The 23,395-nt window shown below is 71.1% G+C and carries 18 protein-coding genes; 8 read left to right on the top strand and 10 right to left on the bottom strand.

Annotation, left to right across the window (positions count from 1 at the left end):
- Window positions 1–41: 41 nt before the first annotated feature.
- Window positions 42–2,171: an iron uptake transporter permease EfeU gene (gene efeU, locus AQJ54_RS20745; RefSeq protein ID WP_062239498.1), complete on the bottom strand. Its 2,130-nt coding sequence runs from the start codon at window positions 2,169–2,171 to the stop codon at window positions 42–44.
- A gap of 227 nt (window positions 2,172–2,398) precedes the next feature.
- On the opposite strand from efeU, the gene AQJ54_RS20740 reads away from it, so the two are divergent.
- Genes AQJ54_RS20740 through AQJ54_RS43740 form a run of 3 tightly spaced genes read left to right on the top strand, consistent with a single transcriptional unit; the run spans window position 2,399 to window position 4,583 of the window.
- Window positions 2,399–3,418: a cytochrome c oxidase assembly protein gene (locus tag AQJ54_RS20740; RefSeq protein ID WP_062239495.1), complete on the top strand. Its 1,020-nt coding sequence runs from the start codon at window positions 2,399–2,401 to the stop codon at window positions 3,416–3,418.
- Window positions 3,419–3,438: 20 nt separating this feature from the next.
- Window positions 3,439–3,846 (top strand): GNAT family N-acetyltransferase, encoded by a 408-nt coding sequence (locus AQJ54_RS20735; protein WP_062239492.1) that lies wholly within the window; start codon window positions 3,439–3,441, stop codon window positions 3,844–3,846.
- Window positions 3,750–4,583 (top strand): GNAT family N-acetyltransferase, encoded by an 834-nt coding sequence (locus tag AQJ54_RS43740; protein ID WP_346265466.1) that lies wholly within the window; start codon window positions 3,750–3,752, stop codon window positions 4,581–4,583. Before AQJ54_RS20735 ends, AQJ54_RS43740 begins: the two co-directional genes overlap by 97 nt.
- Here AQJ54_RS43740 and AQJ54_RS20725 read toward each other — a convergent pair.
- On the bottom strand, window positions 4,474–5,310 hold the full coding sequence (locus tag AQJ54_RS20725; protein WP_062019949.1) for an ATP-grasp domain-containing protein: 837 nt from the start codon (window positions 5,308–5,310) through the stop codon (window positions 4,474–4,476). The genes AQJ54_RS43740 and AQJ54_RS20725 overlap by 110 nt on opposite strands.
- 286 nt (window positions 5,311–5,596) lie before the next feature.
- Between AQJ54_RS20725 and AQJ54_RS20720 the strand changes: the two genes are divergently transcribed.
- Entirely contained in the window at window positions 5,597–6,325 is a 729-nt protein-coding gene (locus AQJ54_RS20720) for a flavodoxin family protein (RefSeq protein WP_062019947.1), read from the top strand.
- A gap of 26 nt (window positions 6,326–6,351) precedes the next feature.
- Here AQJ54_RS20720 and AQJ54_RS20715 read toward each other — a convergent pair whose 3' ends face one another.
- Window positions 6,352–7,410, bottom strand: a complete 1,059-nt coding sequence (locus tag AQJ54_RS20715; protein ID WP_062239489.1) for a PucR family transcriptional regulator — start codon at window positions 7,408–7,410, stop codon at window positions 6,352–6,354.
- Window positions 7,411–7,655: 245 nt separating this feature from the next.
- Between AQJ54_RS20715 and AQJ54_RS20710 the strand changes: the two genes are divergently transcribed.
- From AQJ54_RS20710 to AQJ54_RS20695, 4 genes are all read left to right on the top strand, one after another.
- Complete coding sequence (locus tag AQJ54_RS20710; protein ID WP_062239486.1) at window positions 7,656–7,949, top strand: hypothetical protein; 294 nt, start codon at window positions 7,656–7,658, stop codon at window positions 7,947–7,949.
- A gap of 81 nt (window positions 7,950–8,030) precedes the next feature.
- On the top strand, window positions 8,031–10,097 hold the full coding sequence (locus tag AQJ54_RS20705) for a flotillin family protein (protein ID WP_062239483.1): 2,067 nt from the start codon (window positions 8,031–8,033) through the stop codon (window positions 10,095–10,097).
- A gap of 95 nt (window positions 10,098–10,192) precedes the next feature.
- The gene (locus AQJ54_RS20700; protein WP_107121110.1) at window positions 10,193–15,127 is read left to right on the top strand and encodes a DNA repair ATPase; all 4,935 of its coding nucleotides are present in this window, start codon (window positions 10,193–10,195) and stop codon (window positions 15,125–15,127) included.
- A gap of 159 nt (window positions 15,128–15,286) precedes the next feature.
- Window positions 15,287–16,483, top strand: coding sequence for a lactonase family protein (locus AQJ54_RS20695; RefSeq protein WP_248845402.1), 1,197 nt, complete (start codon window positions 15,287–15,289; stop codon window positions 16,481–16,483).
- Between the two features lie 44 nt (window positions 16,484–16,527).
- On the opposite strand, the gene AQJ54_RS20690 is transcribed toward AQJ54_RS20695, so the two are convergent.
- The 7 genes from AQJ54_RS20690 to AQJ54_RS20660 form a co-directional block, all read right to left on the bottom strand.
- Window positions 16,528–17,538 carry an ArsR/SmtB family transcription factor gene (locus tag AQJ54_RS20690; RefSeq protein WP_062239479.1) on the bottom strand — a complete coding sequence of 337 codons (1,011 nt, stop codon included), beginning with the start codon at window positions 17,536–17,538 and terminating at the stop codon, window positions 16,528–16,530.
- A gap of 130 nt (window positions 17,539–17,668) precedes the next feature.
- Window positions 17,669–18,427, bottom strand: a complete 759-nt coding sequence (locus AQJ54_RS20685; protein WP_062239475.1) for an N-acetylmuramoyl-L-alanine amidase — start codon at window positions 18,425–18,427, stop codon at window positions 17,669–17,671.
- Between the two features lie 137 nt (window positions 18,428–18,564).
- A complete protein-coding gene (locus AQJ54_RS20680; RefSeq protein ID WP_062019936.1) occupies window positions 18,565–18,930 on the bottom strand; it encodes a peptidoglycan-binding domain-containing protein in 366 nt (121 codons plus the stop codon).
- A 144-nt stretch (window positions 18,931–19,074) separates the two neighbouring features.
- On the bottom strand, window positions 19,075–19,605 hold the full coding sequence (locus AQJ54_RS20675; RefSeq protein WP_062239472.1) for an MEKHLA domain-containing protein: 531 nt from the start codon (window positions 19,603–19,605) through the stop codon (window positions 19,075–19,077).
- A gap of 210 nt (window positions 19,606–19,815) precedes the next feature.
- Window positions 19,816–20,781 (bottom strand): expansin EXLX1 family cellulose-binding protein, encoded by a 966-nt coding sequence (locus AQJ54_RS20670; protein ID WP_388361512.1) that lies wholly within the window; start codon window positions 20,779–20,781, stop codon window positions 19,816–19,818.
- A gap of 196 nt (window positions 20,782–20,977) precedes the next feature.
- A complete protein-coding gene (locus tag AQJ54_RS20665; RefSeq protein ID WP_062019931.1) occupies window positions 20,978–22,000 on the bottom strand; it encodes a LacI family DNA-binding transcriptional regulator in 1,023 nt (340 codons plus the stop codon).
- A 171-nt stretch (window positions 22,001–22,171) separates the two neighbouring features.
- The gene (locus AQJ54_RS20660; protein WP_062239470.1) at window positions 22,172–23,311 is read right to left on the bottom strand and encodes a glycoside hydrolase family 12 protein; all 1,140 of its coding nucleotides are present in this window, start codon (window positions 23,309–23,311) and stop codon (window positions 22,172–22,174) included.
- Window positions 23,312–23,395 lie beyond the last annotated feature (84 nt).

Here is a 23,395-nt window from a genome sequence, read left to right as displayed (position 1 = left end):
GTTCCCTTCGCTCTGTGCAAAGTTGTCGTGTCGGGTGCTCATCAGGCGGACTTCCGGATCTCCAGCAGGTCGGGCACCGGGGAGAGGTCCTCCAGAAGCTGCCCGGTCGCGCCGTTCACCTGGGCCCGCACGGTGGCGCCGAGTTGGGCGACCGGGGTCCAGGTGCCCCCGTGCCGGGCCGCGTCCAGAAGGGTCTGAAGGCGGGCGATGTCGGCGTCGACGGTCGGCAGCAGGTGCGGCGCCCGGGTGGTCAGCAGGGGCCGGAGCACGGTGAGCAGCTCGCGGGTGCCGGCGAGATTGGCGTCGGCGGTGGCGAGGTTGGTGCCGCTGCCCTCGTCGGTGTCGCCGGTCAGCTCGAACTGGAGGGTGTTCTCGAGGATCTCGTGGGCGCGCAGCGGCAGGTCGGACGGGTCGAAGTCCTGGTGCGGGAAGGCTTGTCGGAGTCCCTCGACCTCCGTGGCGAGCTGCTGGGCCGGGGCGGTGAGCGAGGCCGCGGACTCGCCGTGCCACAGGCCGTACTCGACGCGGTGGAAGCCGGCGAAGTCCTTGTCGTGGACGCCGTCCGGCAGACCGTCGGCCCTGCCGTTGATCTTCTGGTCGAAGTCCTCGAAGGTGCCGTAGGCGGCGCCGAGGGAGGAGTAGGTCAGGTGCGCGGTGAGCCAGTCGGCACGCGCCTTGCCGAGATGCCCGCCCTTGATGTCGGCGGCGAGCGTGCGGGTCTGCCCGACGAGCGTGGCCAGCCCCTTGTCGACGTACGACCTGTACTGCCGGAGCGGGCCGGAGAGGTCCTGCTCGGACACCGGGACCACGGCCTGCGTGGTTCCCCCGCCGCTGACCCGGACCGCCTTGGAGGTCACCGCGGGTCCGCTGCTGGGCACGCACCGCCAGGCGTACGTGCCGCCCGCGACGGTGGCGACCAGTGCCCGGGTGGTGCCGGGCGCCAGGCCCTCGACCTCGCCGTACACCGCGTTGGTGGCCGGGTCGACGAGGTACACCTCGGACGTCTTGTCGCCGGTGTTGTGCATCTGGAAGGTCTGCCGGCCCGGCTTGGGCGCGCTGAAGCCCTTGCCGCACTCCTTGTCGGAGACGGCGACGGTCTCGGCGGCGGCCGGCTTGGGACGCCCGAGGACGATCGCGCCACCGGCGATCAGGGCGGGAACGGTGACGACGGCGACGGGCACGAGCCAGGCGGGCCGACGCCGGGGGGCCGGCGTGGGCTGCGCGGCCGGGAGGCCGGCTGCGCCGGCTTCGGTCGCTGCGCTGGCGTCGGTCGCGTCGGTCGCGTCGGTCGCTTCGGCGCTCTCGGCGGTCTCGGTCCCGACCCGGGTCGGGACCCCCGTCGGTACCCGCCTCGGTGCCGTGTCGCGCACCCCCCGTACGAACAGCGTCATCACCACGGCGAGGTACCCGCCGTAGCCGAGGACCTGAAGCACGGTCATGGTCGGCGTCAGGTTGAGCACGCCCTGGACGAGGGTGCTGTACCAGGCCCCCGCGTCGACGGTGCCGCTCAGGTCGAAGGCGTACGACGTCCTGCCGGGCAGTACGCCGCCCTCCTGGAGGTCGCGCAGGCCGTAGCCGAGCACACCGGCGGCGATGACGATCAGTACGGCGCCGGTGGCGGTGAAGAACTTCCTCAGGTTGATCCTCAGGACCCGCCGGTACAGGCCCCAGCACAGGGCGGCCGCCAGGACGAGACCGATGGCGGCGCCGGTCAGGGGGCCCGCGGACTCCCCGGCCGCCTGTGCGGTGGTCCACAGGAACAGCGCGGTCTCCAGGCCCTCCCGGCCCACGGCGAGGAAGCTCGTGGCCACCAGGACGCCCGCGCCCATGCCGAGCGCGCCGGTGACCTTGTCCTTGATCTCGCCGGACAGGCTGGGGGCCGAGCGGCGCATCCAGAAGACCATGGCGGTGACGAAGGCGACCGCGATCACGCTGAGTGTGCCGCCGAAGGCCTCCTGGGCGGTCGCGGACAGGGAGGCCGCGGTGAAGGTGAGGACCGCGCCGAAGCTCAGTGCGAGCGCGATCGCCGCGAGGACGCCGGTCCACACCTGCGGAAGCCGGGAGCGGGCACCGGCCCGTACCAGCGTCGCTACCAGGATGGAGACGATGAGTCCGGCTTCCAGTCCTTCCCGCAATCCGATCAGGAAGCTCGGAAACGCGTCATCCCACATGCGGTCCTCATTAGCGTAGGCATGCCTAACTTCAACGCGGACCATCATGACTGCGGGTATGCAATCAATCGGTCCCGGAAAGGTAATTCCGGAGCCAAAACCCGTTCAGGGGTTTCGTCCCGTCGTACGAAGAAGGCCCCGCTGTCGGCTCCGGCTCCGCCGCCGACTACCGTCCCGCTGGGACGGGACACGCGACGCCCCGAACGGCCCGGAGGAGGACTGCGCGCATGACCGGTGACCCGACGACCGCAGCGTCGGCCCTGTCGGCACTCTCGGCCGGACAGCTCGCGGAGCTGACGGCGGGACGCCTGCTGTCGTCCTGGCAACTGGACGTTCCGGCGCTGCTCCTGATCGCCGCGCTGGCCCTGTCGTACGGCTGGGGCGTCCGACGGGTCCAACGGCGAGGTGGGCACTGGCCGTTCGCCCGGGCCGCCGCGTTCGCGGTCCTCGGACTCGGCGCCCTGACGGTGGCGACGATGTCCGGGCTCGCCGTCTACGACCACGTGCTGTTCTGGCCGGCCGCCGTCCAGAACATCCTCCTGGACCTGGTGGCACCCCTGGGCCTCGCCCTCGGTGACCCGCTGCGCCTCGCGGTCGAGGCGCTTCCCGAGGGGGCGGCGGCCCGGGTCCGCCGGACGATGACCGGCAGGCTGGTACGCGTTCTGACGTTTCCCCTGGTCAGCACGGTTCTGGTGCTCGCCACCGAACTGACCGTCTACTTCACGCCGTACTTCGCCACCGCCCTGCGCGTGGGCTGGCTGCATCAGCTGATGTACCTGCACCTCCTGGTCGCGGGCTGCCTCTTCGTCGTGCCGGTCCTGACCCGCGAGCAGACGCTGCCGGCCTGGTGCACGCACCCGGTCCGGGCGGCGCTGGTCTTCCTGGACGGCATCGTCGACGCCGTGCCGGGCCTCGTCGTCATGACCCACGGCACGCTCATCGCCGGTGCCTGGTACCTGCACCACGCGCCGTCCTGGTCCCCGGACGTCCAGCACGACCAGCAGATCGGCGGCGGGGCGATGCTGGGCATCGCCGAACTGACCGCATTGCCCTTCCTGTTGGCCCTCCTGTACCAGTGGGCCCGCGCGGAGCGGCTCCAGACCGCGGTTCTGGACCGCCGACTCGACGCGGAACTCCCGTCGGCCGCACCCGCGTCCCCCGGCCAGGACGTGGCTCCCGAACGCGTCCGCCCCTGGTGGGAGACCGAACAGAACGAGGTGGCCGCGCGCATCCGACGGCAAAGGTGAGTGCCGGGCACAATCCACGGATGACGATCACGTACGAATGGCGGGGCGACGTCGACAACGCCGCCCTCAACGCCCTGCACGCTGACGGCTTCGGCACGGGAGGCCGGCCGCCCGCACGGACGGACTGGCGGGAACGGCTCGAGCGGCACAGTCTCGGCTGGGTCTGCGCACGGGAGGACGACGCGCTGATCGGTTTCGTCAACGTCGTCTGGGACGGCGGAGCCCACGCCTTCATCCTGGACACGGTGGTCGCAACGCACCGGCGGGCGGAGGGAATCGGCGCGGCGTTGGTCGCAACGGCGGCCCAGGAAGCCCGTGCCGCGAACTGCGAATGGCTCCACGTGGACTTCGAGGACCGACTGCGTCCGTTCTACTTCGGTTCCTGTGGCTTCAAGGAGACGACCGCCGGTCTGATACGGCTCCGCTGAGGCCTGTCCCCGCGGGTTGTGCTGCCTTCAGACTGTCACCCATGAAGCCCCGACAGGACGGCCCTGCTATGCGCTTACAGCCCCTGACCGAGACCGGGCTCCGCCAGATCCACCACTGGTTCGACCACCCCGAGGTCCAGAGCCGTCTGGGCGGCCGGTCCTGGATCCGCACGCAGCTGCAACTGACCCGTGAGGACCCCGGCAGCGTCTTCCGTGGCGCGGTCGTACTGCGCTGCCACGCATGGATCGGCCTGGATCAGGAGGGAACGCCGGTCGCGTTCCTCTGCGGCGACGTCTACGACCGCTGGGTCCGCTACCACGGCGAAGGCCCCGACGGCCCCCTCCTGACCGAGGCCGACCCCCGACGCGCCATGGGCCTGGCCTACCTGGTCGACCCGGACCGGTGGCGGCACGGACACGGCCGCGCAGCCCTCGACGCTGCCGTCGCGCACCCCGCCACCCGAGATGTCGAGACGTTCTTCTTCGGCATCGACGCCGACAACCACGCCAGCCGCAACTGCGCCGAATCCGCCGGCTTCACCCTCACCGACCCCGAACCGGACCACGATGAGATGCTCTACTACAGCCGCGCGGCACCGACTGCGCGAGCACCTCGCGCAGGACGCCTCACGGGCGAGGAAGCGTGTCCAGGAAGCGGTGGAGGGAGGACGTCATGCTCTCCACGAAGGAATCACGGGTCTGTTCAGGGACCAGGTCCAGGGACAGGTACGGGTTGAGGTCCTCCAACTCGACGAGGAGCAGTTCGCCGTCCTGGGTGCGGCAGGCGTCCACGCGCTGGATTCCGTGGTCGATCGTGTTCCAGTCGATGAAGCGCCGGGCGAAGGCGAGGTCGGCGTCGGTGGGCTCGTAGGGTTCGAGGACCCAGCGCCGTTCGGGATCGGGGGCGTTGAGGGCGTACTGGAAGATGTCGTCGACGAAGTAGAACGACACCTCGTACCGGAAGTCGATGCGCGGTTGGACGAGGATGTCTCCGTAGGCGAGCGCGCCCAGTTGTCCGCCGGGGACGAAGGTCAGGCCGATGGAGTCCGCGCCCGCCTTCGGCTTGACCGCGTACTGTCCCGCCTCGGGCAGCAGGTGGAGGTCTTCGGGCCTGTCGATGGTGGGGATGACCGGGTGTCCGGCCGTCGTCAGGTCCAGCAGGTACTGCTTGCCCGCCATGTCGCCCCGGCCCGACAGCGGGTTGTAGACCAGGGTCCCGCGGGCCGTTGCCTGTTCCCGGAAGGCGTCGTACTCCTTCTGGTAGTGCAGCACGGGTCCGCTGTTTCGGACCACGACTCCGTCGAAGCCGTCCATCAGCGCGGCGGCATCCAACGGGTGGCACAGGGCGATGTCGAAGGCGTCCCGCAGTCGGGAGGTCAGGAAGATGTCCTCGTCGCAGTAGCGCCGCCCCCGGGCCTGGTAGGCGAGGTCGGTCACGAACAGCACTTTGCGGCGGTCGGGCATCGCGGATCTCCTCGGGTCGTGCAAGGAATCTACAGCGGTGCGAGCGTGCGACCACGCTCGCCGTCGCGTGCTCGGCCTCCGCTGCGCGCGATCCTTCGGCCCGACGCCATGACCCCGTGACACCACAACCCGTGTCCAGCGGTCGTGGCACCTCGGTGCCGTGGCGCGCCGGTCCGAGGTCCCCGCGGCCACTCGGTCGAGCGGACGTCGTACGTCATGGTTCCGTAAGGCCTGAACATGTGCGTCGGACCGGGACAAACCGTCGTGCGCGCGAGACCCTGCCCCCATGACAGCACCCACCACCGACGCCTCGTACCGCTTCGACGACCTGACCGCCCTCTTCATCAACTGCACGCTCAAGCCGTCCCCGCAGCTGAGCCACACCCAGGGCCTGATCGACAAGAGCGCGGAGATCATGATGTCGCGCGGTGTCACCACGTCCGAGATCCGAGCCGTCGACCACGACATCGCCCCCGGCGTCTACCCGGACATGACCGAACACGGCTTCGCCACCGACGAGTGGCCCGCGCTGTACGAGCGGGTGATGGCCGCGGACATCCTGGTCGTCGCCGGTCCGATCTGGCTCGGCGACAACAGCTCGGTGACGAAGAAGGTCATCGAGCGTCTCTACGCCTGCTCCAGCCTGCTCAACCCGCAGGGCCAGTACGCCTACTACGGCCGGGTCGGCGGATGTCTGATCACCGGTAACGAGGACGGGGTGAAGCACTGTGCGATGAACGTCCTCTACAGTCTCCAGCACCTCGGTTACACGATCCCGCCCCAGGCCGACGCGGGCTGGATCGGCCCGGCGGGTCCGGGACCCTCGTACCTCGACGCGGGGTCGGGCGGACCGGAGAACGACTTCACCAACCGCAACACCTCGTTCATGGCGTGGAACCTCATGCACCTGGCCGCTCTGCTCAAGCGGTCGGGCGGCGTGCCCGCCTACGGCAACCAGCGCTCGCAGTGGGACGCGGGCTGCCGTCCGGGCGCGGAGAACCCCGAGCATCGCTGAGCGACGTGCCGGGCGTGGGGCGGGCGTCAGAGCTCCACGGCCGGCCAGTCCAGCAGCCGGGCGCCGATGACCGCGGTCTGGAGCACGTAGCGGTGGCCGGCGTCGGCCGGGTCCGCGCCGGTGAGCTGGTGGATGCGTTCGAGCCGGTAGGTCATGGCCCGCACGCTCAGGGAGAGGCGGCGGGCGGCCTCGGCGGCGACGCAGCCGGAGTCGAAGTAGGCGGTGAGCGTGTCCAGGAGGGGCTGCGCGCCGCCCCGGGCGGTGGTCAGCGGGCCGAGGGTGTTCACCACGAGGTCGGCCATGGCCTGGCGGTCACGGGTGAGGACGGGGTAGACGAGCATGTCGGCGGCGCGCAGGACCGGCTCGTCGAGGCCCAGCCGTTCGGCCATCTCCAGGGCGCTCAGGGCTTCTTCGTACGACTGGACGACGCCGCCGGGGCCGGGCTGCGGGCGGCCGATGGCGACCCGGCCGCCGTCGGTGGCGGCGTGGGCCTGCTTGGCGAAGTAGGGCAGCACCTCGTCCTCGTGGCCGGGGGCGACACAGAGCAGTCGGCCGTCCTTGGTGGTGAGCAGGACGTCGCGGTGGCCGAAGCGGGCGATCAGGGCCTGTTCCACCTGCCGCGGCACGGCGTTGCCCTCGTCGTAGGCCGTCGGGCCCTGTGCGACGGCGACCGCGTGGGCGTGGGACAGGCGCAGACCGAAGCGTTCAGCGCGTTCGGCGAGGCGGCCCAGGTCGCTGCGGCCGTAGAGGAGGTCGTCGATGAACTCCCGCCGGGCGGCCTCCTCTTGCCGTACGGCCTGGCGCTGGGCCCGTTCGTGGCCCTCGGCGAACGCGTCGATCACCTGCTGTACGGCGGCGAGCGTGTTGTCGGCCGAGCCGGGGACGTCCGGCCAGGCGGCGCGCGCCGCCGCGAGGTGGGCGACGACCACGGCACGCAGACCGTAGCCGGCTTCCGCGGCCCGTTCCCCGAGCGCGCGCCGGGACTCGATCTCCTCGCGGGTGAGACGGCGGCCCGTGGCCGAGACTTCGGCCAGGATGCGGGCGTAGCCGTCCAGATACTGCCCGGCCATCTCGCGCTCCGCCATGTCGCCCCCGAAGATTTTGATGGACCGCTGACGGATCCTTAGCGCCTCACCGGCATCCAGACCCTAGTGAACTCTGCCGGGAACCGGCAATGCGCGCACGGCTGCCGGACCGGCATCATGCCGTGCGGGGAGCACTGCGGATGGTTCCGGTGCCGGACACCGGCAGGTACCGGCACCGGAACCGCACGCGGTCGGCTTGCCCTCATGGGCGACGGACGCGGGACGGGGGGGGGCGGGAGATGCGGATGGTCGTCGAGGCCGCCACCGGCCTTCCCGTGATCCTGTGCACCACCGCCCTGCTCGCGGTCGGTGTGCCCCTGCCGAGCGCCCTCGCGTGGCTGCTCGGTGTCCGTGCGGCCCCGGCGTTCACCGCGCTCCCGCCCGCGGGAGCCGTGCCCGGAGCGCTGCGGCCGGTGGCGCCGGCGGTGAGCCCGGTCGTCGCCCGGCGGCCGACGTGTCGTTTCGTACGGCCGCTGCACCGGCTCTTTCCCGACGAACCCGGCTCCCGTCGCCCTCCGGCCGCCTCCCGGGGCACCTGACGCAGGGGGCGAACTCGCCGAGGGCCAACCGGCCGCCTCCCGTGCATTCCACGACTTCCTCATGTCTGAAGGACGTATGCCATGAACGCCACGACCCTCGGCATCGGCGTGCTCGTCGCCGTCTGCCTGCTCGCCACGTTCGTCGTCTCCCTGCTGTTCCGCAAGGTGGAGCAGGGCAAGGCGCTGATCGTCTCCAAGCTGCGCAGGGTCGACGTGACCTTCACCGGGCAGGTCGTGCTGCCGGTGCTGCACAAGGCCGAGGTGATGGACATCTCGGTGAAGGCCATCGAGATCACGCGGGCCGGCAAGGACGGGCTGATCTGCAAGGACAACATCCGTGCCGACATCCGGATCTCGTTCTTCGTGAAGGTCAACAAGACCGTGGAGGACGTCGTCAAGGTCGCCCAGGCGGTCGGCACCGCGCGGGCCAGCGACCAGAAGACACTCCAGGAGCTGTTCCACGCGAAGTTCTCCGAGGCGCTGAAGACCGTCGGCAAGCAACTGGACTTCACCGACCTGTACACCAAGCGTGAGGAACTGCGGTACCGGATCATCGAGGTCATCGGCGTCGATCTGAACGGCTACCACCTGGAGGACGCGGCGATCGACTACCTGGAGCAGACGCCGCTGACCCAGCTCGACCCCGCGAACGTGCTGGACGCCCAGGGCATCCGGAAGATCACCGAGTTGACGGCCGTGGAGCACGTGCGCACCAACGAGGCCCAGCGCACCGAGGAGAAGGAGATCACCCGGCAGAACGTCGACGCCCGGGAGGCGATCCTGGAGCTGGAGCGCCGGCAGGCGGACGCCGAGATCAAGCAGCGCCGCGAGATCGAGACCGTGCGCGCCCGCGAGGAGGCCGAGACCGCACGGGTGGTGGAGGAGGAGCGGCTGCGCGCGCAGGGCGCGTTCCTGCGGACCGAGGAGGAGCTCGGCATCCAGCGGGAGAACCAGGCCCGCGAGATCGCCGTCGCCGCGAAGAACCGTGAGCGGGTCATCGCCGTGGAGAGCGAGCGGGTCGAGAAGGACCGGATGCTGGAGGTCATCGCCCGGGAGCGGGAGACCCAGCTGACCCGGATCTCCGCCGAGAAGGAGGTCGAGGCGGAGAAGCGGGAGATCGCCGAGGTCATCCGGGAACGGGTCTCGGTGGACCGGACGGTGGCCGAGCAGGAGGAGGCCGTCAAGACGCTGCGGGCCGTGGAGGAGGCGGAGCGGGAGCGGCAGGCGGTGGTGATCGCGGCGGAGGCCGAGGCGCAGGAGAAGCTGGTCAAGGACATCAAGGCCGCGGAGGCGGCGGAGCAGGCCGCCGTTCACCGTGCCGCCCAGGAACTCACCCTGGCCGAGGCCCGGTTGAAGAGCGCCGATCTCGACGCCCAGGCCAAGCTGCGGCTCGCCGAGGGAGTCCAGGCGGAAGCCGCCGCGCAGGGCCTTGCCGCGGTCCAGGTGCGGGACAAGGAGGCCGAGGTCCTGGAGAAGGCCGGCCGCGCGGAGGCCGAGGCCACGCAGGCACGGCTGCGGGCCGAGGCGGAGGGCTCCCGGGCCAAGGCGCTCGCGGAGGCCGAGGGGTCCCGGGCCAGGGCGCTCGCCGAGGCCGAGGGCATCGGCGAGAAGCTGAAGGCGGAGGCGGCCGGACTGACCGAGAAGGCGGCGGCGATGGCCGCGCTGGACGACGCCTCGCGCGGTCACGAGGAGTACCGGCTGCGTCTCGCCGCGGAGAAGGACGTGCGGCTCGCGGGCCTGGAGGTGCAGCGGCAGATCGCGGAGGCGCAGGCCACCGTCCTCGCCACCGGTCTGGAGAACGCGGACATCGACATCGTCGGCGGCGACTCGGTGTTCTTCGACCGGCTGGTGGCGGCCATCGGGCTCGGCAAGAGCGTCGACGGGTTCGTCCGGCACTCGGACACCGCGCAGGCGCTGGCCCGGCCCTGGCTGGACGGCAGTTCGGGCTTCACGGACGACCTGGCGCGTGTCCTCGGCTCGGTGTCCACGGCCGACGTGCAGAACCTGACCGTGTCCGCGCTGCTGATGAAGCTGATGAAGACCGGCGGCGCGGACGCCGGACAGCTTCAGCGACTGCTGGACAAGGCCGGAGAGCTGGGGCTCTCCGACACCTCTCTCGCCGCTCTCGACGGTCACGTCCGGAGCTGACCGGCCCGTGCTCCGGAGCCGCCGCACAGGGGACGGCGGCTCCGGACCACGTCCTCCCACCGACCGTCCTCCCACCGACCGTCCGAGAGGAACCCATGACCACCGGCACGGACACCGGTCCGTATGACGCATCGGGCACCGGCGTGGGCACCGGTCCATCCGACGCATCCGGCACCGGCGCGGGCACCGGTCCGGGGGACGCACTCGACACCGGCACCTACGAACTGCTGCGCACCCGTCTCACCGCGCAGGCCGCCGACCTCGCCCGGCGGGCCGAGGCGCTCAACACCCGCCGTGTCGAGGAGTTCGGTTCCGCCCGGCTGGAGTTGCGCGGCACCGGACAGCTGCGCACCGGGCACGATGGCGTGCCCAGGGACCTCGTCGCCGTGGGCGGCCTTCTGCTCTTCGGCCACCACTCCCTTCAGGCCCCGCAGCGCGAGGCCGCCGTCGGGGACGTCTTCGCGCTGTACGACCGCGACCTGAACCCGCTGCCCGACGACGCGGTGCCCGGCCTGCTCGACGACCCGGCCTTCGTCCGCGAGTTCACCGCGCTGCACCGCTACTACCGCCAGGCGCACCTGCTGCGGCTGCGCCGTGTCGACGGCAAGGTGCTGGCCGTTTTCCAGACCGGTGAGAAGGTGGAAGACATCCGCGTCCTGCGCTGGACCGTGTCCGCCGACGGCCGGGCCGACTTCCTCGACGCGCGGGGCGACCGCGACCACGTCTCTCCGCCGGCGCACGACTTCGCGTGGACGCGGACGGCTCGCGAGAACCACGTCCTGGGCCGCCACCCGCACGTCTCCGTCGAGGACGAGGTCTTCGTCGCGACCGTCGGCGGCACCCTCACCGTCAAGGTCGACAACGACACCGAGACCGGCGAGGGCATCCACACCGAACCGGTCGCCGAACCGTTGCAGTCCCTGGCCGACGCGGACATCGCGTACGCGCGAGTCGGCGCCCTGATCCTGTTGCGGATCCGGCCGTACAAAGAGGACGCCGACCGCCACCTGGTCTTCGACACCCTCACCCGCACCGTCGTCCGCCTGGACGGCATCGGACCGGCGAGCCGCCGCCTGCCGGAGGATGAGGGCATCGTCTTCCCCGGCGGCTACTGCCTGACCGCGGGCCCGCACAAGACGTACGAACTCGACACGACAGCAATGGAGTTCGAGTGCGAGGTGCGATCGCCCAACGGCGAGGACGTACTGTACGCCTTCCGCTCGCAGACGCCGGGACGCAGTCTGCTGCTGTCGTACAACATGATCCGCAAGGAGCTCGCCACCCCGCTGTCCTGCCGCGGCTGGGCCCTGCTCGGCGACGGCACACTCGTCGCCCTGCGGGCCGACGGCGACGCCCCCCGGCGTGTGCACCCCGTCCAGCTGTGGAGCACGCCCTACGCCTCGGCCGCCCACGCCGCCTCCCGGCCCGTGGGCACCGGCCCACTGGCCCGCGTCGGCAACGCCGACCTCGTCCGGGGCATCTCGGACTGTCTGTCCCTCACGCGCGCGGTCGCCGGGACGACGCCGACGAGCGAGATGTACGAGGCTCTCCTCGCCGCCTGCGTCCGGGTCGCCGACTCCCACCACTGGCTGGGTGATCCGGCACTGGGCGACCTGTACGAGCCGCTCGGACGGCTGAGGATCACCGCCGCACAGGTGCTGTCCGAGTTCGAGACCGTCCAGGACCTCACCCGCCGGGCCGCCGACGCGCTCGCCGAGGCTTCCGCGAGCATCGCCGCGGTCGTACGCCGGCTGCGCGGCGAGGCGCCCCGCAGTGCCGCCGCCTGGGTCTCCGGACTGGTCGAACTGCGGCAGTCCCAGGGCCACTTGCTCGCCCTTCGAGATGTCCGGTACGTCGACACCGCGCGCCTCGACGGACTCGCCGCCGAAGTCGAGGCGGACCTGGCCTCCTTCGCGCAGCGGGCGATCACTCACCTGGCCCGCGCGGACGCCTTCACCGGTTTCCGGTCCGACGTCGAGCGGCTGGTCGCCGAAGCCGAGGCCCTCACGACGGTGGCGGGATCCGCACCCCTCGTCGCCCGACTGGACGAACTCACCGACGGCCTGCGCACCGTGACCGAGACGGTGGCCGGGCTGGACATCGGAGACGCCACCGTGCGCACCGCGATCCTGGAACGGGTCGCCGGCATCCTGGGTGGCGTCAACCGGGCCCGCGCCACCCTCGACGGCCGCCGCCGGGCGCTTCTGGCCGACGAGCAACGAGCCGCTTTCGCAGCGGAGTTCGCCCTGCTGGGTCAGTTGTTCACGGGCGCGCTCGCGTCCGCCGACAGCCCGGACGCCTGCGACGACCAGCTCGCCCGGATGCTCGTACAGGTGGAGGACCTGGAGTCCCGGTTCTCCGAGTTCGACGACTTCCTCGGGCATCTCGCGGACCTGCGCGAGGAGATCCACGAGGCGTTCTCCGCCCGCGGACAGACCCTCGCCGACGACCGTGCCCGGCGCTGCGAACGCCTCGCCGGCTCGGCGCTGCGCGTGCTGGAGACGGTCACCCGCCGGGCCGTCACCCTCGCCGACGCGGACGCCGTCGCCACCTACTTCACCTCCGACCCGATGCCCGCCAAGGTCCGGCGCGTCGCGGCCGAACTGCGCGAACTCGGTGATCAGGGCCGGGCGGAGGAGCTCGACGGCCGACTGCGGTCCGCCCGCCAGGGAGCCCTGCGCGCCCTGCACGACCGCACCGAACTCTACAGCGACGACGGCCGTACGATCCGGCTCGGCAGCCACCGCTTCGCCGTCAACCACCGGCCCTTCGACCTCGCCCTGGTACCGCACGGCGACGGACTGGCCTTCGCCCTGACCGGCACGGACTACCGGTCCCCGGTCACGGACCCCGCTTTCCTGGCCGCCCGCGCCCTCGGGGACCGCCCGCTGCCCTCGGAGTCACCCGAGGTCTACCGCGCCGAACACCTCGCCGCCCGGCTCCTCGACGAACACGGCCCGGCAGCCCTCGCGGCCGCGGACCTGCCCGCCCTCGTCCGGCAGGCCGCGGACGCCGCGTACGACGAGGGCTACGAGCGCGGCGTCCACGACCACGACACGGAGCTGATCCTCACCACACTCCTGCGGCTGCACGCCGACGCGGAGCTGCTCCGCCACGAGCCCGCCGCCCGCGCCGCCGCCCAGTTCTTCTGGACCCACGGCACGACCGCGGAGCTACGAGCCGCATGGCGGCGCCGGGCGGTGTCCCTGGCCCGCGCCCGTGACTCGTTCGGCCCGGTACCCGCGATCGACGACCTGTGCGGAGAGTTCGCGCGGGCGATCGGTGCCGGACAGCACGCGCAGGCCGCCGCCGCGTACCTCTTCGAGGAACTGACCTGCGGACCCGAGGGCTTCGTCCTCAGCGCCGGCGCTCGTACGCTGCTCGACAAGTTCCGTCACACAGTGGGTACTTCGGCGTACGAGGACGATCTCGCCGCCCTGGGTGACCCGGACGCACGGCGTCAGCTCGTCGAGGCGTGGCTCACCTCGTACACCGCCTCGACCGGCACGGACCTCCCGCCCGGCGACCTGGCCGAGGCGGTGGCCGCCGAACTCTGTCCCGATCTGCCCCGCTACGCACGCGAAGCCGCCCTGACCGGCACGGTGGAAGGTCTGCTGGGCACCCATCCCCGCATCACCGACGGGACGTTGTCCCTGCGGATCGACGAATTCCTCACCCGCACGCGGGAGTTCCGCACTCGCGAGGTCCCCGCCCACCGCGCCCGCCAACGCCGTCGCACCGAACTGGTGACGGCCGAGCACGCACGGCTGCGACTCGAGGAGTTCCGGCCCCGGACCACGTCGGCGTTCGTCCGCGGTCGCCTCGTCGACGAGGTCTATCTGCCGCTGATCGGCGACAGCCTCGCCAAGCAAATCGGCACCACCGGTGCGGGCGGGCACCCCGGCACCGGTGGTCTGCTCCTGCTCATCTCGCCGCCGGGCTACGGCAAGACGACCTTGATGGAGTACGTCGCCGACCGCCTCGGTCTGCTCCTCGTGAAAGTCGACGGCCCGGCCCTCGGGCACTCCGTCACCTCTCTCGACCCGGCCGAGGCCCCGAACGCCGCCGCCCGACGCGAGGTCGAGAAGATCAACTTCGCGCTGGAGGCGGGCACCAACATCCTGCTCCACCTCGACGACATCCAGCACACCTCCCCCGAGCTGCTCCAGAAGTTCATTCCGCTGTGCGACGCCACCCGCCGCATCGAGGGCGTGCGCGACGGCCGGGCGCGTACCTACGACCTGCGCGGCAAGCGCTTCGCCGTCTGCATGGCGGGCAACCCCCACACCGAGTCCGGCGGCCGTTTCCAGGTCCCCGACATGCTCGCCAACCGGGCGGACGTATGGAACCTGGGGGACGTGCTGACCGGCAAGGAGGAGGTCTTCGCGCTGAGCTTCGTCGAGAACGCGCTCACCGCCAACCCGGTGCTCGCTCCCCTCGCCGGCCGGGACCGCGCCGATCTCGAGTTGCTCGTCCGCCTCGCGGAAGGCGACCCGTCCGCCCAGGCCGACCGGTTGGTGCACCCGTACGCCCCCGCCGAGCTGGAGCGCGTCGTGGCCGTCCTGCGCCATCTGCTCGCCGCCCGCGAGACGGTCCTGGCGGTCAACGCCGCCTACATCGCATCCGCCGGGTGCTCCGACGCCACCCGCACCGAGCCACCCTTCCGGCTCCAGGGCTCCTACCGCACCATGAACAGGATCGCCCAGCGCATCCAGCCGGCCATGAACGACAGCGACCTGGCGGCCCTCGTCGACGACCACTACACGGCCGAGGCCCAGACCCTCCCGACTGCCACCGAGGCCAACCTGCTGAAACTCGCCGCACTGCGAGGCGCCGCGACGCCTGAACAGTCCCTGCGGTGGGCGGAGTTGAAGGCCGCGTACGTGCACGGCCGTAGTCTCGGCGGCCCGGACGGCGACCCCCTGACCCGCGCGGTCGCCACCCTCGGTCTGCTCGCCGACCGGATCGCCGCCGTGGAAACGGCGATCATCCGCGCCACCGGGACCCCGCCACACGCCGGAGCGGAGTGAGGAACTGCCCGCGTTCCTGTCCTGCCGTCCGCCGGCCCGAAAGGTCTTACGGGAAGATGACGTGGCGACCGAATCACTGAAGCCGCCCCGTCCCACAGACCACTCTGGCCCCGTCGGTCAGCCGCAGTCGGCGGCTGAAGAGGACGGGAGGACCACCGCATGAGCAGGCACACCAGGCGCAGGTCGCCGATGAAGTCCCGGATGACCCTGGCCGGAGCGGGACTGCTCGCAACGGCCGCCGTGGTGGGGACGGTGACCATCGCCTCGGCGGGGGAGCCCGCCGGGAAGGCCGGGGCCGGCCACGCCGTCTTCGTGCAGGGCAACGAGCTGGCCGGCAACTCCATTCACGTCTTCGAGCGGAGCGATGACGGCACGCTGTCCGCCGCGGGGACCTACGCGACCGGAGGCAGGGGCGGTGACCAGGTGGACGCGCCCACCGACTCCCTCGCGTCGCAGGGGTCCCTGGTCTACGACGGCCGGTCGCGGCGGCTCATGGCCGTGAACGCGGGCAGCGGCACGGTGACCTCGTTCCGCGTCGAGGGGCACAAGTTGATACATCGTCAAGTCATCTCCTCAGGGGGTGACTTCCCGTCGTCGATCACCGTGGCGGGCGATCTCGCGTATGTGATGAACGCCGGTGGCAGCGGAAGCGTCTCGGGATTCCGCGTCACCGCCGAAGGACTGAAGCCGCTGAGCGGCTCGCACCGCTCGCTGGGCCTGCACAACAAGAAGGTCCCGCTCTTCAGCAGTTCGCCCGGTCAGGTCGCGTTCACGCCGGACGGACGCCACCTGGTGGTCACCACCAAGTCCGCCAACACCGTGGAGGTCTTTCCGGTACGGCACGACGGGCGTCCCGCGCCCCGTGCCGTGGTCAACGAGTCGGCGGGCGGCGTCCCGTTCGCGATCACCTTCGACAGGGCGGGCCGCATGCTGGTCGCGGAGGCCGAGAAGTCCACTGTCAGCACGTACCGGGTACGCCGTGACGGCACCCTCAAGGTGCTTCAGAAGCCACTCCCCAACGGTCAGGAGACCCTGTGCTGGCTGGAGCGGGCCGGTGACTTCTTCTTCGGTGGCAACACCGGAAACTCCACGGTCACGGGCTACCGCACCGATCGGCACGGCAGGTTGGCCCTCACTGACCGGGTCGGCGTCGCCACACCTCCCTCGGCCCGGTCGCAGGGCGTCATCGACCTGGCGGTGACGGAGGACGCGCGGTTCCTGTACGTGCAGAACGCGACCTCCGGCACGGTCGACGGCTTCAGGATCGGCAGCAACGGCACCCTCACGAAGGTCGCCACCGTCACCGGTCTGCCACCCTTCGCCGGGTCGGGCATGGAGGGCATCGTCGCGCTGTGAGGCCGGGGGGCGGCGGAACACCGGGCACTGACGAACGACGTTCCCTAGCCCCTCTGCAAGGTGTCCCGCCCCTCCCGGTCCGGCAGTCGCAGGAGTGAGGCGCCGAGCGGGGTGAGGGTGTGCAGGACGGTGTTCGCGTGGCGGTGGCTGGCGATGAGCCCCGCGTCGCGCAGCACCGTCGTGTGGTGGCTGGCGTTGGCGGCCGACATCGAGACGGCCCGGGCGATCTCCGAGTTGGTCGCTCCGTACGTCACCGCGACGAGCACCGCGGCGCGGGTGCGGCCGAGCAGGGCCGACAGCGGAGCCTCGCACGGGCTGGGCCGGAACGCGCGCTCGGCCGGGGCCAGCGGGTAGAGCAGCACGGGCGGCAGGTCGGGGTCGGCGAAGGAGACCGGCTTCTGCCAGCAGAAGTACGAGGGGATCAGGAGCAGACCGCGACCGTCCAGACGCAGGTCGCGATCGATGCCGCCCACGTAGTCGACCTCGAGGACGGGTGCCTTCCACCGCATGGCCGGTCCCAGCCCCCCGAGCAGTCCCTCCGCTCCGCCGTGCAGCAGAGTGCGGCTCTGGCGTGCGCCTTCGGCGTCGATGCGGGCCTGCATGCGGTCGAGATAGGGACCGATGACGGCGTCGTGGTACCTGCGCAGCGCCGTGACCAGGTCCGCGCGGACGTCCTGGTCGGCCAGCCGGTACATCTCGCTCGGGACTCTCCGCACCTGGGCCAGCAGGCCGATCTCCTGACGGACCCGGTCGGGCGGGGTGCCGAGGACGGCGTCGAGGCCGGCGCGCAGTCCCTGGCCCGACTCGGCCGGCGTGAGGAAGTCGGGGAAGTAGGACGCGCGGGGGAACAGCGGGATCAGCAGGGTACGCACGACGGAGCCCAGCTTCTGGCTCGCGATGGCGGCGCGGGCGTCGCGGTACCAGCCGGCATAGGCCCAGCGCCCGTCCTGGGACTGAAGCCGGTGCAGACTGGCGGTGATCTCCCACAACGGATCGGGGCGTTCGGCGAGTCTGGTCCGCGCGAGATCCTCCGCAGTGAAATGGATACGCAGCACGGTCCCCCCATGCGTCACTCCGGCCCGGTGGGGTCGAGAATGCCCCACCGGGCCAGGGAGACAAAGACGGGACCAAGCCATCCTCGGCCGTGCGACGGCGTCGGGCCGACGGGGGTGCACGGCCGTGCCGTCATCCTGATGTCAGGGCGGCCACTTCCTCGCGTATGGCGGGCAGTTGGGACCAGACCGTGCCCGGGCAGTCGGTGGCCGCCCAGTCGAGGTGGCCGCCGATGACGGGTGCCGCGCGGCTGACTCCGCTCACCGGGTTGCGGTAGAGCACCTTGCCCGCCGGGACGAGCGCGTGGCGCCCCGCGAGGTCGGCCAGCAGATGGACGAGCGCGGTGCGCGCGGCGGTCGTCGGGGGAGTGGTGGTGAAGGTCCCCAGCAGGGCGATCCCAAGGTTCCCGCTGTTGTACCCCTGGACGTGCGCGCCGGTCACCATCCGCCCTGCCGCGTCATGGGCGGCCGTGCCGTCGGTGCCGGACCAACGCCCTTCGTACACCCGGCCGTTCCGGTCGATCAGGAAGTGGTAGCCGATGTCGCCGTAGCCCTTGCCCACCGTGTCGTTGCGGTAGATCGCGCGCACCACGGCGGCCGGGTCCGGATCGGTGCTGCCGTCGTCGGTGTGGTGCAGGGTGAGCGTCTGGACCGGGTAGTACTCCGGCGGCCAGATCTCCGTACCGGCGGTGGTGTACCGCAGCGACTCGTCCGCGCCCCAGTCCGCGCGCGACAGCAGGGTGTAGGCGGTGGAGTCGGCGGCAGCCGCGGGCAGCGCGGGTACGACGCTCAACGCCCCGGCGGCTCCGAGGGCCCCCAGGAACACGCGGCGCGGCACCAAGGGCCCCGGGCGGGTGGGGCGTCGGGAGCCTGCGGAGTTCGGGTCCGACATCGTGGGGGTTCCTCCTGTGCGTGGTCCGGGGCCGGTCGAACAGCGTCGGGCTGAGATGCGGCGGGGTCCCGCTGCGCTGTCCGCTTCCTCGCACGGAAGCGGACAGCCGGCGGAACGAAGGAGCGTCCAGCCCGGGCCTACAGCGCGCAGGCGGGCTTGGGGTTGTAGAGCCGGGACCAGGTGCTGGGACCGACGATGCCGTCGGCGCCGCCCGTGGTGCCGTTACAGGTCTGCACGTAGAAGACGCCGGCCGCGGTCTTCTGGCCGTAGTCCCCGTCCACGTCGATCCATGTGGGGTACTTGCTGTAGAAGTCGATGAGGCACTGCACCTGGCGGACGTTGTTGCCCTTGTCACCGGGGTGGACCGTGGGCCGGGCGCTGTCGGAGATGTAGTTGCAGTTGTCCTCGGCGGCGGTGGCGCCGGCGGACGGCGCGCTCGCGAGGACTCCTCCGGCGGCGAGTACGAGGGTGCCGAGCAGGAGGGCTGAGCGGTGGGTGCGCATGTCGTCTCTCCCGAGGTGAGGGGTTCGTGTGACGGAAGAAAGACTGCGCGGTGAGACGACGACCGGTCCACGAAATTCGAACAGCCCGAAAGAACGCAGGTCAGAGCAGAGGAGCAGACGGTTTCGTCGGCACCGCCCGACTGATCAACCGCATCGGACGTCTGCCTCCGACGCGTCGCTCCATGCGCGGAACACGGCGGCCTGGCCGTGGTGGGTCCCGGCGGTGTCGACCAGGTTCCACATGGTGACGTCCTCTATCCAGAACCTGCGGCCGGACTTGGCTGTGCGGAGGCCTCGGTAGCCGGACGCGTAGCCGTGTTCCGTCACGGACCGTACGAACTCCCGTCTGTCGTCCTGCCCTTCGGCTCCTGCGGACAGGCGGGACGGGAGGCGTACGAACTCCGCCCAGGAGTACCCGAAGCACCGCTGTGCGGTCCTGTTCGCGTAGACGAAGACCGGGTCCGGGCTCGTGTCGTGGGCGAGCAGGCCGAACGCGGTGTTGTCGTAGAGGAGATGGACCGGGTCGGCGCCGGGTTCCGACGGACACAACGGGGTGCCGGTCAGCCGCTGGTGACTGGAGAGGAGGAGCTGGGCGAAGGCCTCGTCCCGGTTCCGCGTGACCTCGGAGGCGCCGGGGGCGGCGTCAGCTGCGTGGTCGTCGAAGAACGTGGTCATCGAGGGGGCCTCTCGCTGGTCCCGGACAGGGAAACGGATCACGGATGCGTACGCCGCCGCCCAGTATGCGTGTGCACCCATGTCCCGCCGCCGCGGGGGCCGTTGTCGCAGACCTTGCCCACGGACGCCCGGTCCGCCCTCACCGCCCGGCAGCGGACCAGGACATGGGTGAACGGTCGTGTCGCGGTGCCGGGCGGTGCTCACACGGGGTCAGTGCTGGGCGAACTGGACCCCCGTCGGCTGGACGACGTTCGCCCGCACCCCGAGTCCGCTGACCGTCAGTTGCTCACCGTAGATGTCGGTGACTCTGATCGCCTTGCCGCAGCCGGTGCCGTCCGCGGAGATGAAGTAGTTGAAGCTGGTGCGGGGCAACTGGCGCCAGCCGCTCCCGGTGCTGACCTCCAGCCGTGCCACCGGGTTGCGGTGGCCGATGACCTGGATGCCGCACCAGTAGATGCTGGAACCGGTCTTGTACCGGATGGACATCGTGCCGATGGAGCTGGGGCTCACCAGGCTCCAGGTGATGGACAGCCGGCCTACCTTGAGGTCGGCGAGTTTGGCGAAGGCCTGCTGGCTGAGGTCGATCTGCCCGGGCGCGCAGGGCAGGGGGCATTCGTTGGTGATCCGCACCGTGACGGACTTGCCGTTGGCCGCGTGGACGAGGATGTAGGCCCCGCAGGCTCTGGAGGTCTCGTAGTCGGTGGTGTTCATCGCCGCGATCATCATGTCGGGGCTGGGACCGAACAGACAGGCTCCGTCCCCGACCCCGGCCTCGTAGGCGGTGGCGACGCCCTTGTACGAGGTGTTGGGCCGGATGCGCCCTGCCGAGGGGGGTGTCGTGGACCCGCGCGAGGACTTCGGGGCGGCCTTGGACGGGGACTTCGCCGCCTTGGGGGTCTTCTTCGGCTTCGGGCTGGTGGAGCTGCTTGCACTCGGGCTGGCCGACGGACTCGGCGTCGCGCTGGGAGAGGCCGTACCGGTGGCGGTGTCGGCGGCTTTCGGCTGGGTGGTGACGAGGGGGGAGGCCGCGGTCGACTCCGCGTCCACCTTGTGGCCGCCGGGGAGCAACGCCATGACCAGGTAGACGAGAACGCCCACGGAGGTCAGCGCCGCCGCGGTGCCCACTGCGAGTCTGCGCCTGCGCCTGCGCTCTCGCGCTATCTGCCTCGTTGTCATCATCTGTCCGTTCAGGATCGTGCCGATGTACCGGTGGTGCACTCCTCAGTGGCCGCCCACGACGAAAAGGTTGCCGATGAATTTCGCGCGACTTGGGGCGTGGGTGATGCGCACCGTGATGCGCAGGACGGCGACCGGCGACCGGGAGCGCTGCCGGGAACGGACGGTCAGGCCGGCTGCGGGCAGCCGGTGGTCCTCAGGTCGACTCGCGGACGACCAGTGCCGTACGGAGAATGACATGCCGGTAGGCCACCGACGGCTCCTCCATGTCCTCCAGGAGCAGCCGGATCATGGCCCGGCCCATCTCCTCCAGCGGCTGGCGCACCGTCGTGAGCCGCGGCCTCGTGCGCTGGGCCAGGGGGAAGTCGTCGAAGCCGATCACGGCGACGTCCTGCGGCACGCGCCGTCCCGCCGCGCGCAACGCCTGCAAGGCTCCTGCGGCCGTGGTGTCCGACGCGGCGAGGACACCGTCGATCCCCGGATGCCGTGCGAGCAGGTCGGTCATGGCGAGGCGTCCGCTCTCCTGCGTGAAGTCGCCCTCGGCCACCAGGGACTGCTCGCTGTCCAGGCCGGCCAGCGCCAGAGCGTCCTGATAGCCGCGCAGCCGGCACTGGGCGGCGTCCATGTCCAGGGGGCCGGTGATGGTGGCGATCGTCCTGCGGCCCCGTGACACCAGGTGGGAGACGGCGCTCCGGGCGCCCCCCACGTTGTCCGCGTCCACGTAACTGACGTACTCGTCGCGCGAGCGGCGACCCAGCATCACGGTCGGCAACCGCGCCTCGGCGAGCATGTCCGGCAGCCGGTCCCCGGCGCGCACCGACAGCAGCAGGACTCCGTCGACCCGGCTGCCGCGCGCGTACTCCAAGAAGCGCTTCCGGTCGATGTCCGAGCGGACCAGGGTCAGCATCAGCTGCATCCCGATGTCCGCCAGCGCGTCGCCCAGGGAGCGGACGATCTCGGAGAAGAAGGGCTCAGCGAACATTCTCCAGTCGGGCTCGGTCAGGACGAGGGCGACGGCGTTGCTCCGCTGGCCGGCCAGGGAGCGGGCGGCGAGGTTGGGGACGTAGCCCAGTTCCTCGATGGCCTGCTGCACGGCTCGGCGCGTCGACTCCTTCACGCCTGCCGCGTTGTTGATGACGCGGGAGACCGTGCCCCGCCCCACCCCGGCGTGAGCGGCCACCTCTTCCAGCGTCGGCGTGCCGGGGCGTCGCGTGCCCATGACCACCTCCCCCATGAGACAGCCGATCTTACGGGCCGACAGATGCGGGCACACGCCTTCCGCGCGGAACCCGTGCCATGTCAGCCAAGGGGGTGGTGGTCGCAGGGAAGCAGGAGAGCGGGGCCCGCCCTGTCGCCGTGTGGGCGGGCCCCGCAGGGACGAATCCCCTGGTCACGCGACGGTGCAGGACATTCCGTTGAGGCTGAAGGCAGCCGGCTTGGCGAAGCTGCCGCTGTAGGTGCCCTGGAACCCGAAGGAGACCTGTCCGCCTGGTGCGATGGACGCGTTGTGCGCGGCGTTGGTGGCCGTCACGGCCCCCGACGCCGGGGAGACGGTGGCGTTCCAGGCGTTGGTGATCCGCTGCCCCGACGGCAGCGTGAACGCGACCTTCCAGCCGTCGACCGGGGCGGAACCCGTGTTGGTCACGGCGACGTCGGCGGTGAACCCGTCCTGCCAGACACTCGTGCCGTAGGCCACCTTGCACGCGACGGGACCGCCGGGGGTGCCGGGGTCGCCCGGGGTGCTGCCGCCACCGAGGTTCACCGAGGAGGAGAACGAGTTCACGGCCAGGCCGGCGCCGTTCTGCCAGGGTTCGAAGCCCGCCTGAATGCTCGTCAGGTACCAGTTGTTCTGGGCGAGTCCACGGGAGACGGCCTGCCGGACGAAGTCCATCACGTCGAAGTTCCAGCTGTCGATCGCCGACGGCGCGACGAAGGACAGGACGTCGTTGCCGCCGTTGTTGCCGGACCACACCTGCCACTGGCGTCCGCCCACCGTGGCGGAACCGACGACCGAGCCGACCGGCTGCACGGATCCGACACGGTTGAACCAGATCATGATCTCGGTGCGGTTCACGCCGTCCTTGCGCGGGGTCGGGTCCAGCCAGATGTCGTAGGCGGCGTCATAGGCCGCACCGCTCACGTAGCTGTAGGAGATGCCCGAGGGCGCGCTGGAGATCGAGCTCAGCTGGGCCGGGAGGTTGGTGCCGGGCGAGCAGTTGGTGTAGTGGCAGCCGTTGTACACCGACGGATACGACTTCGGGGCGCCGTTCGTCGGGACCGAGCCGTCGGCCTGGGTGATCCTGAAGCCGGAGTTCGTGACGGAGATGCACTGGGTTGCGCTGGTGCCCCAGCGGTTGTTCTGCACGACGTAGCGGCCCTGGATCGTGGTGCTGCCGAACTCCTCGCAGATCGTCGTGTCGGCGTGGGAGGCCGTGGCGCCGGTCAGCAGCGCGGCCAGTGCGACGAGCGTGGTCAGCAACGCGCCGCAGAGCGCGCGCATCCTGCGGACTTGGTGAGGTGACGGTTGCATGCGGGTCCTCCGCGCGGGTGGGGTGTGGGGGGCGAGGGCTTCTGCATGGGATTGGGAGCGCTCCCAACAAGCGATCTCGCAGGG

It is taken from the genome of Streptomyces griseorubiginosus (assembly GCF_001514195.1).
Classification (GTDB): Bacteria; Actinomycetota; Actinomycetes; order Streptomycetales; family Streptomycetaceae; genus Streptomyces; species Streptomyces griseorubiginosus.
The sequence above is the reverse complement of the archived record's forward strand: the minus strand, read 5'-3'. Positions and strand labels throughout refer to the sequence as shown.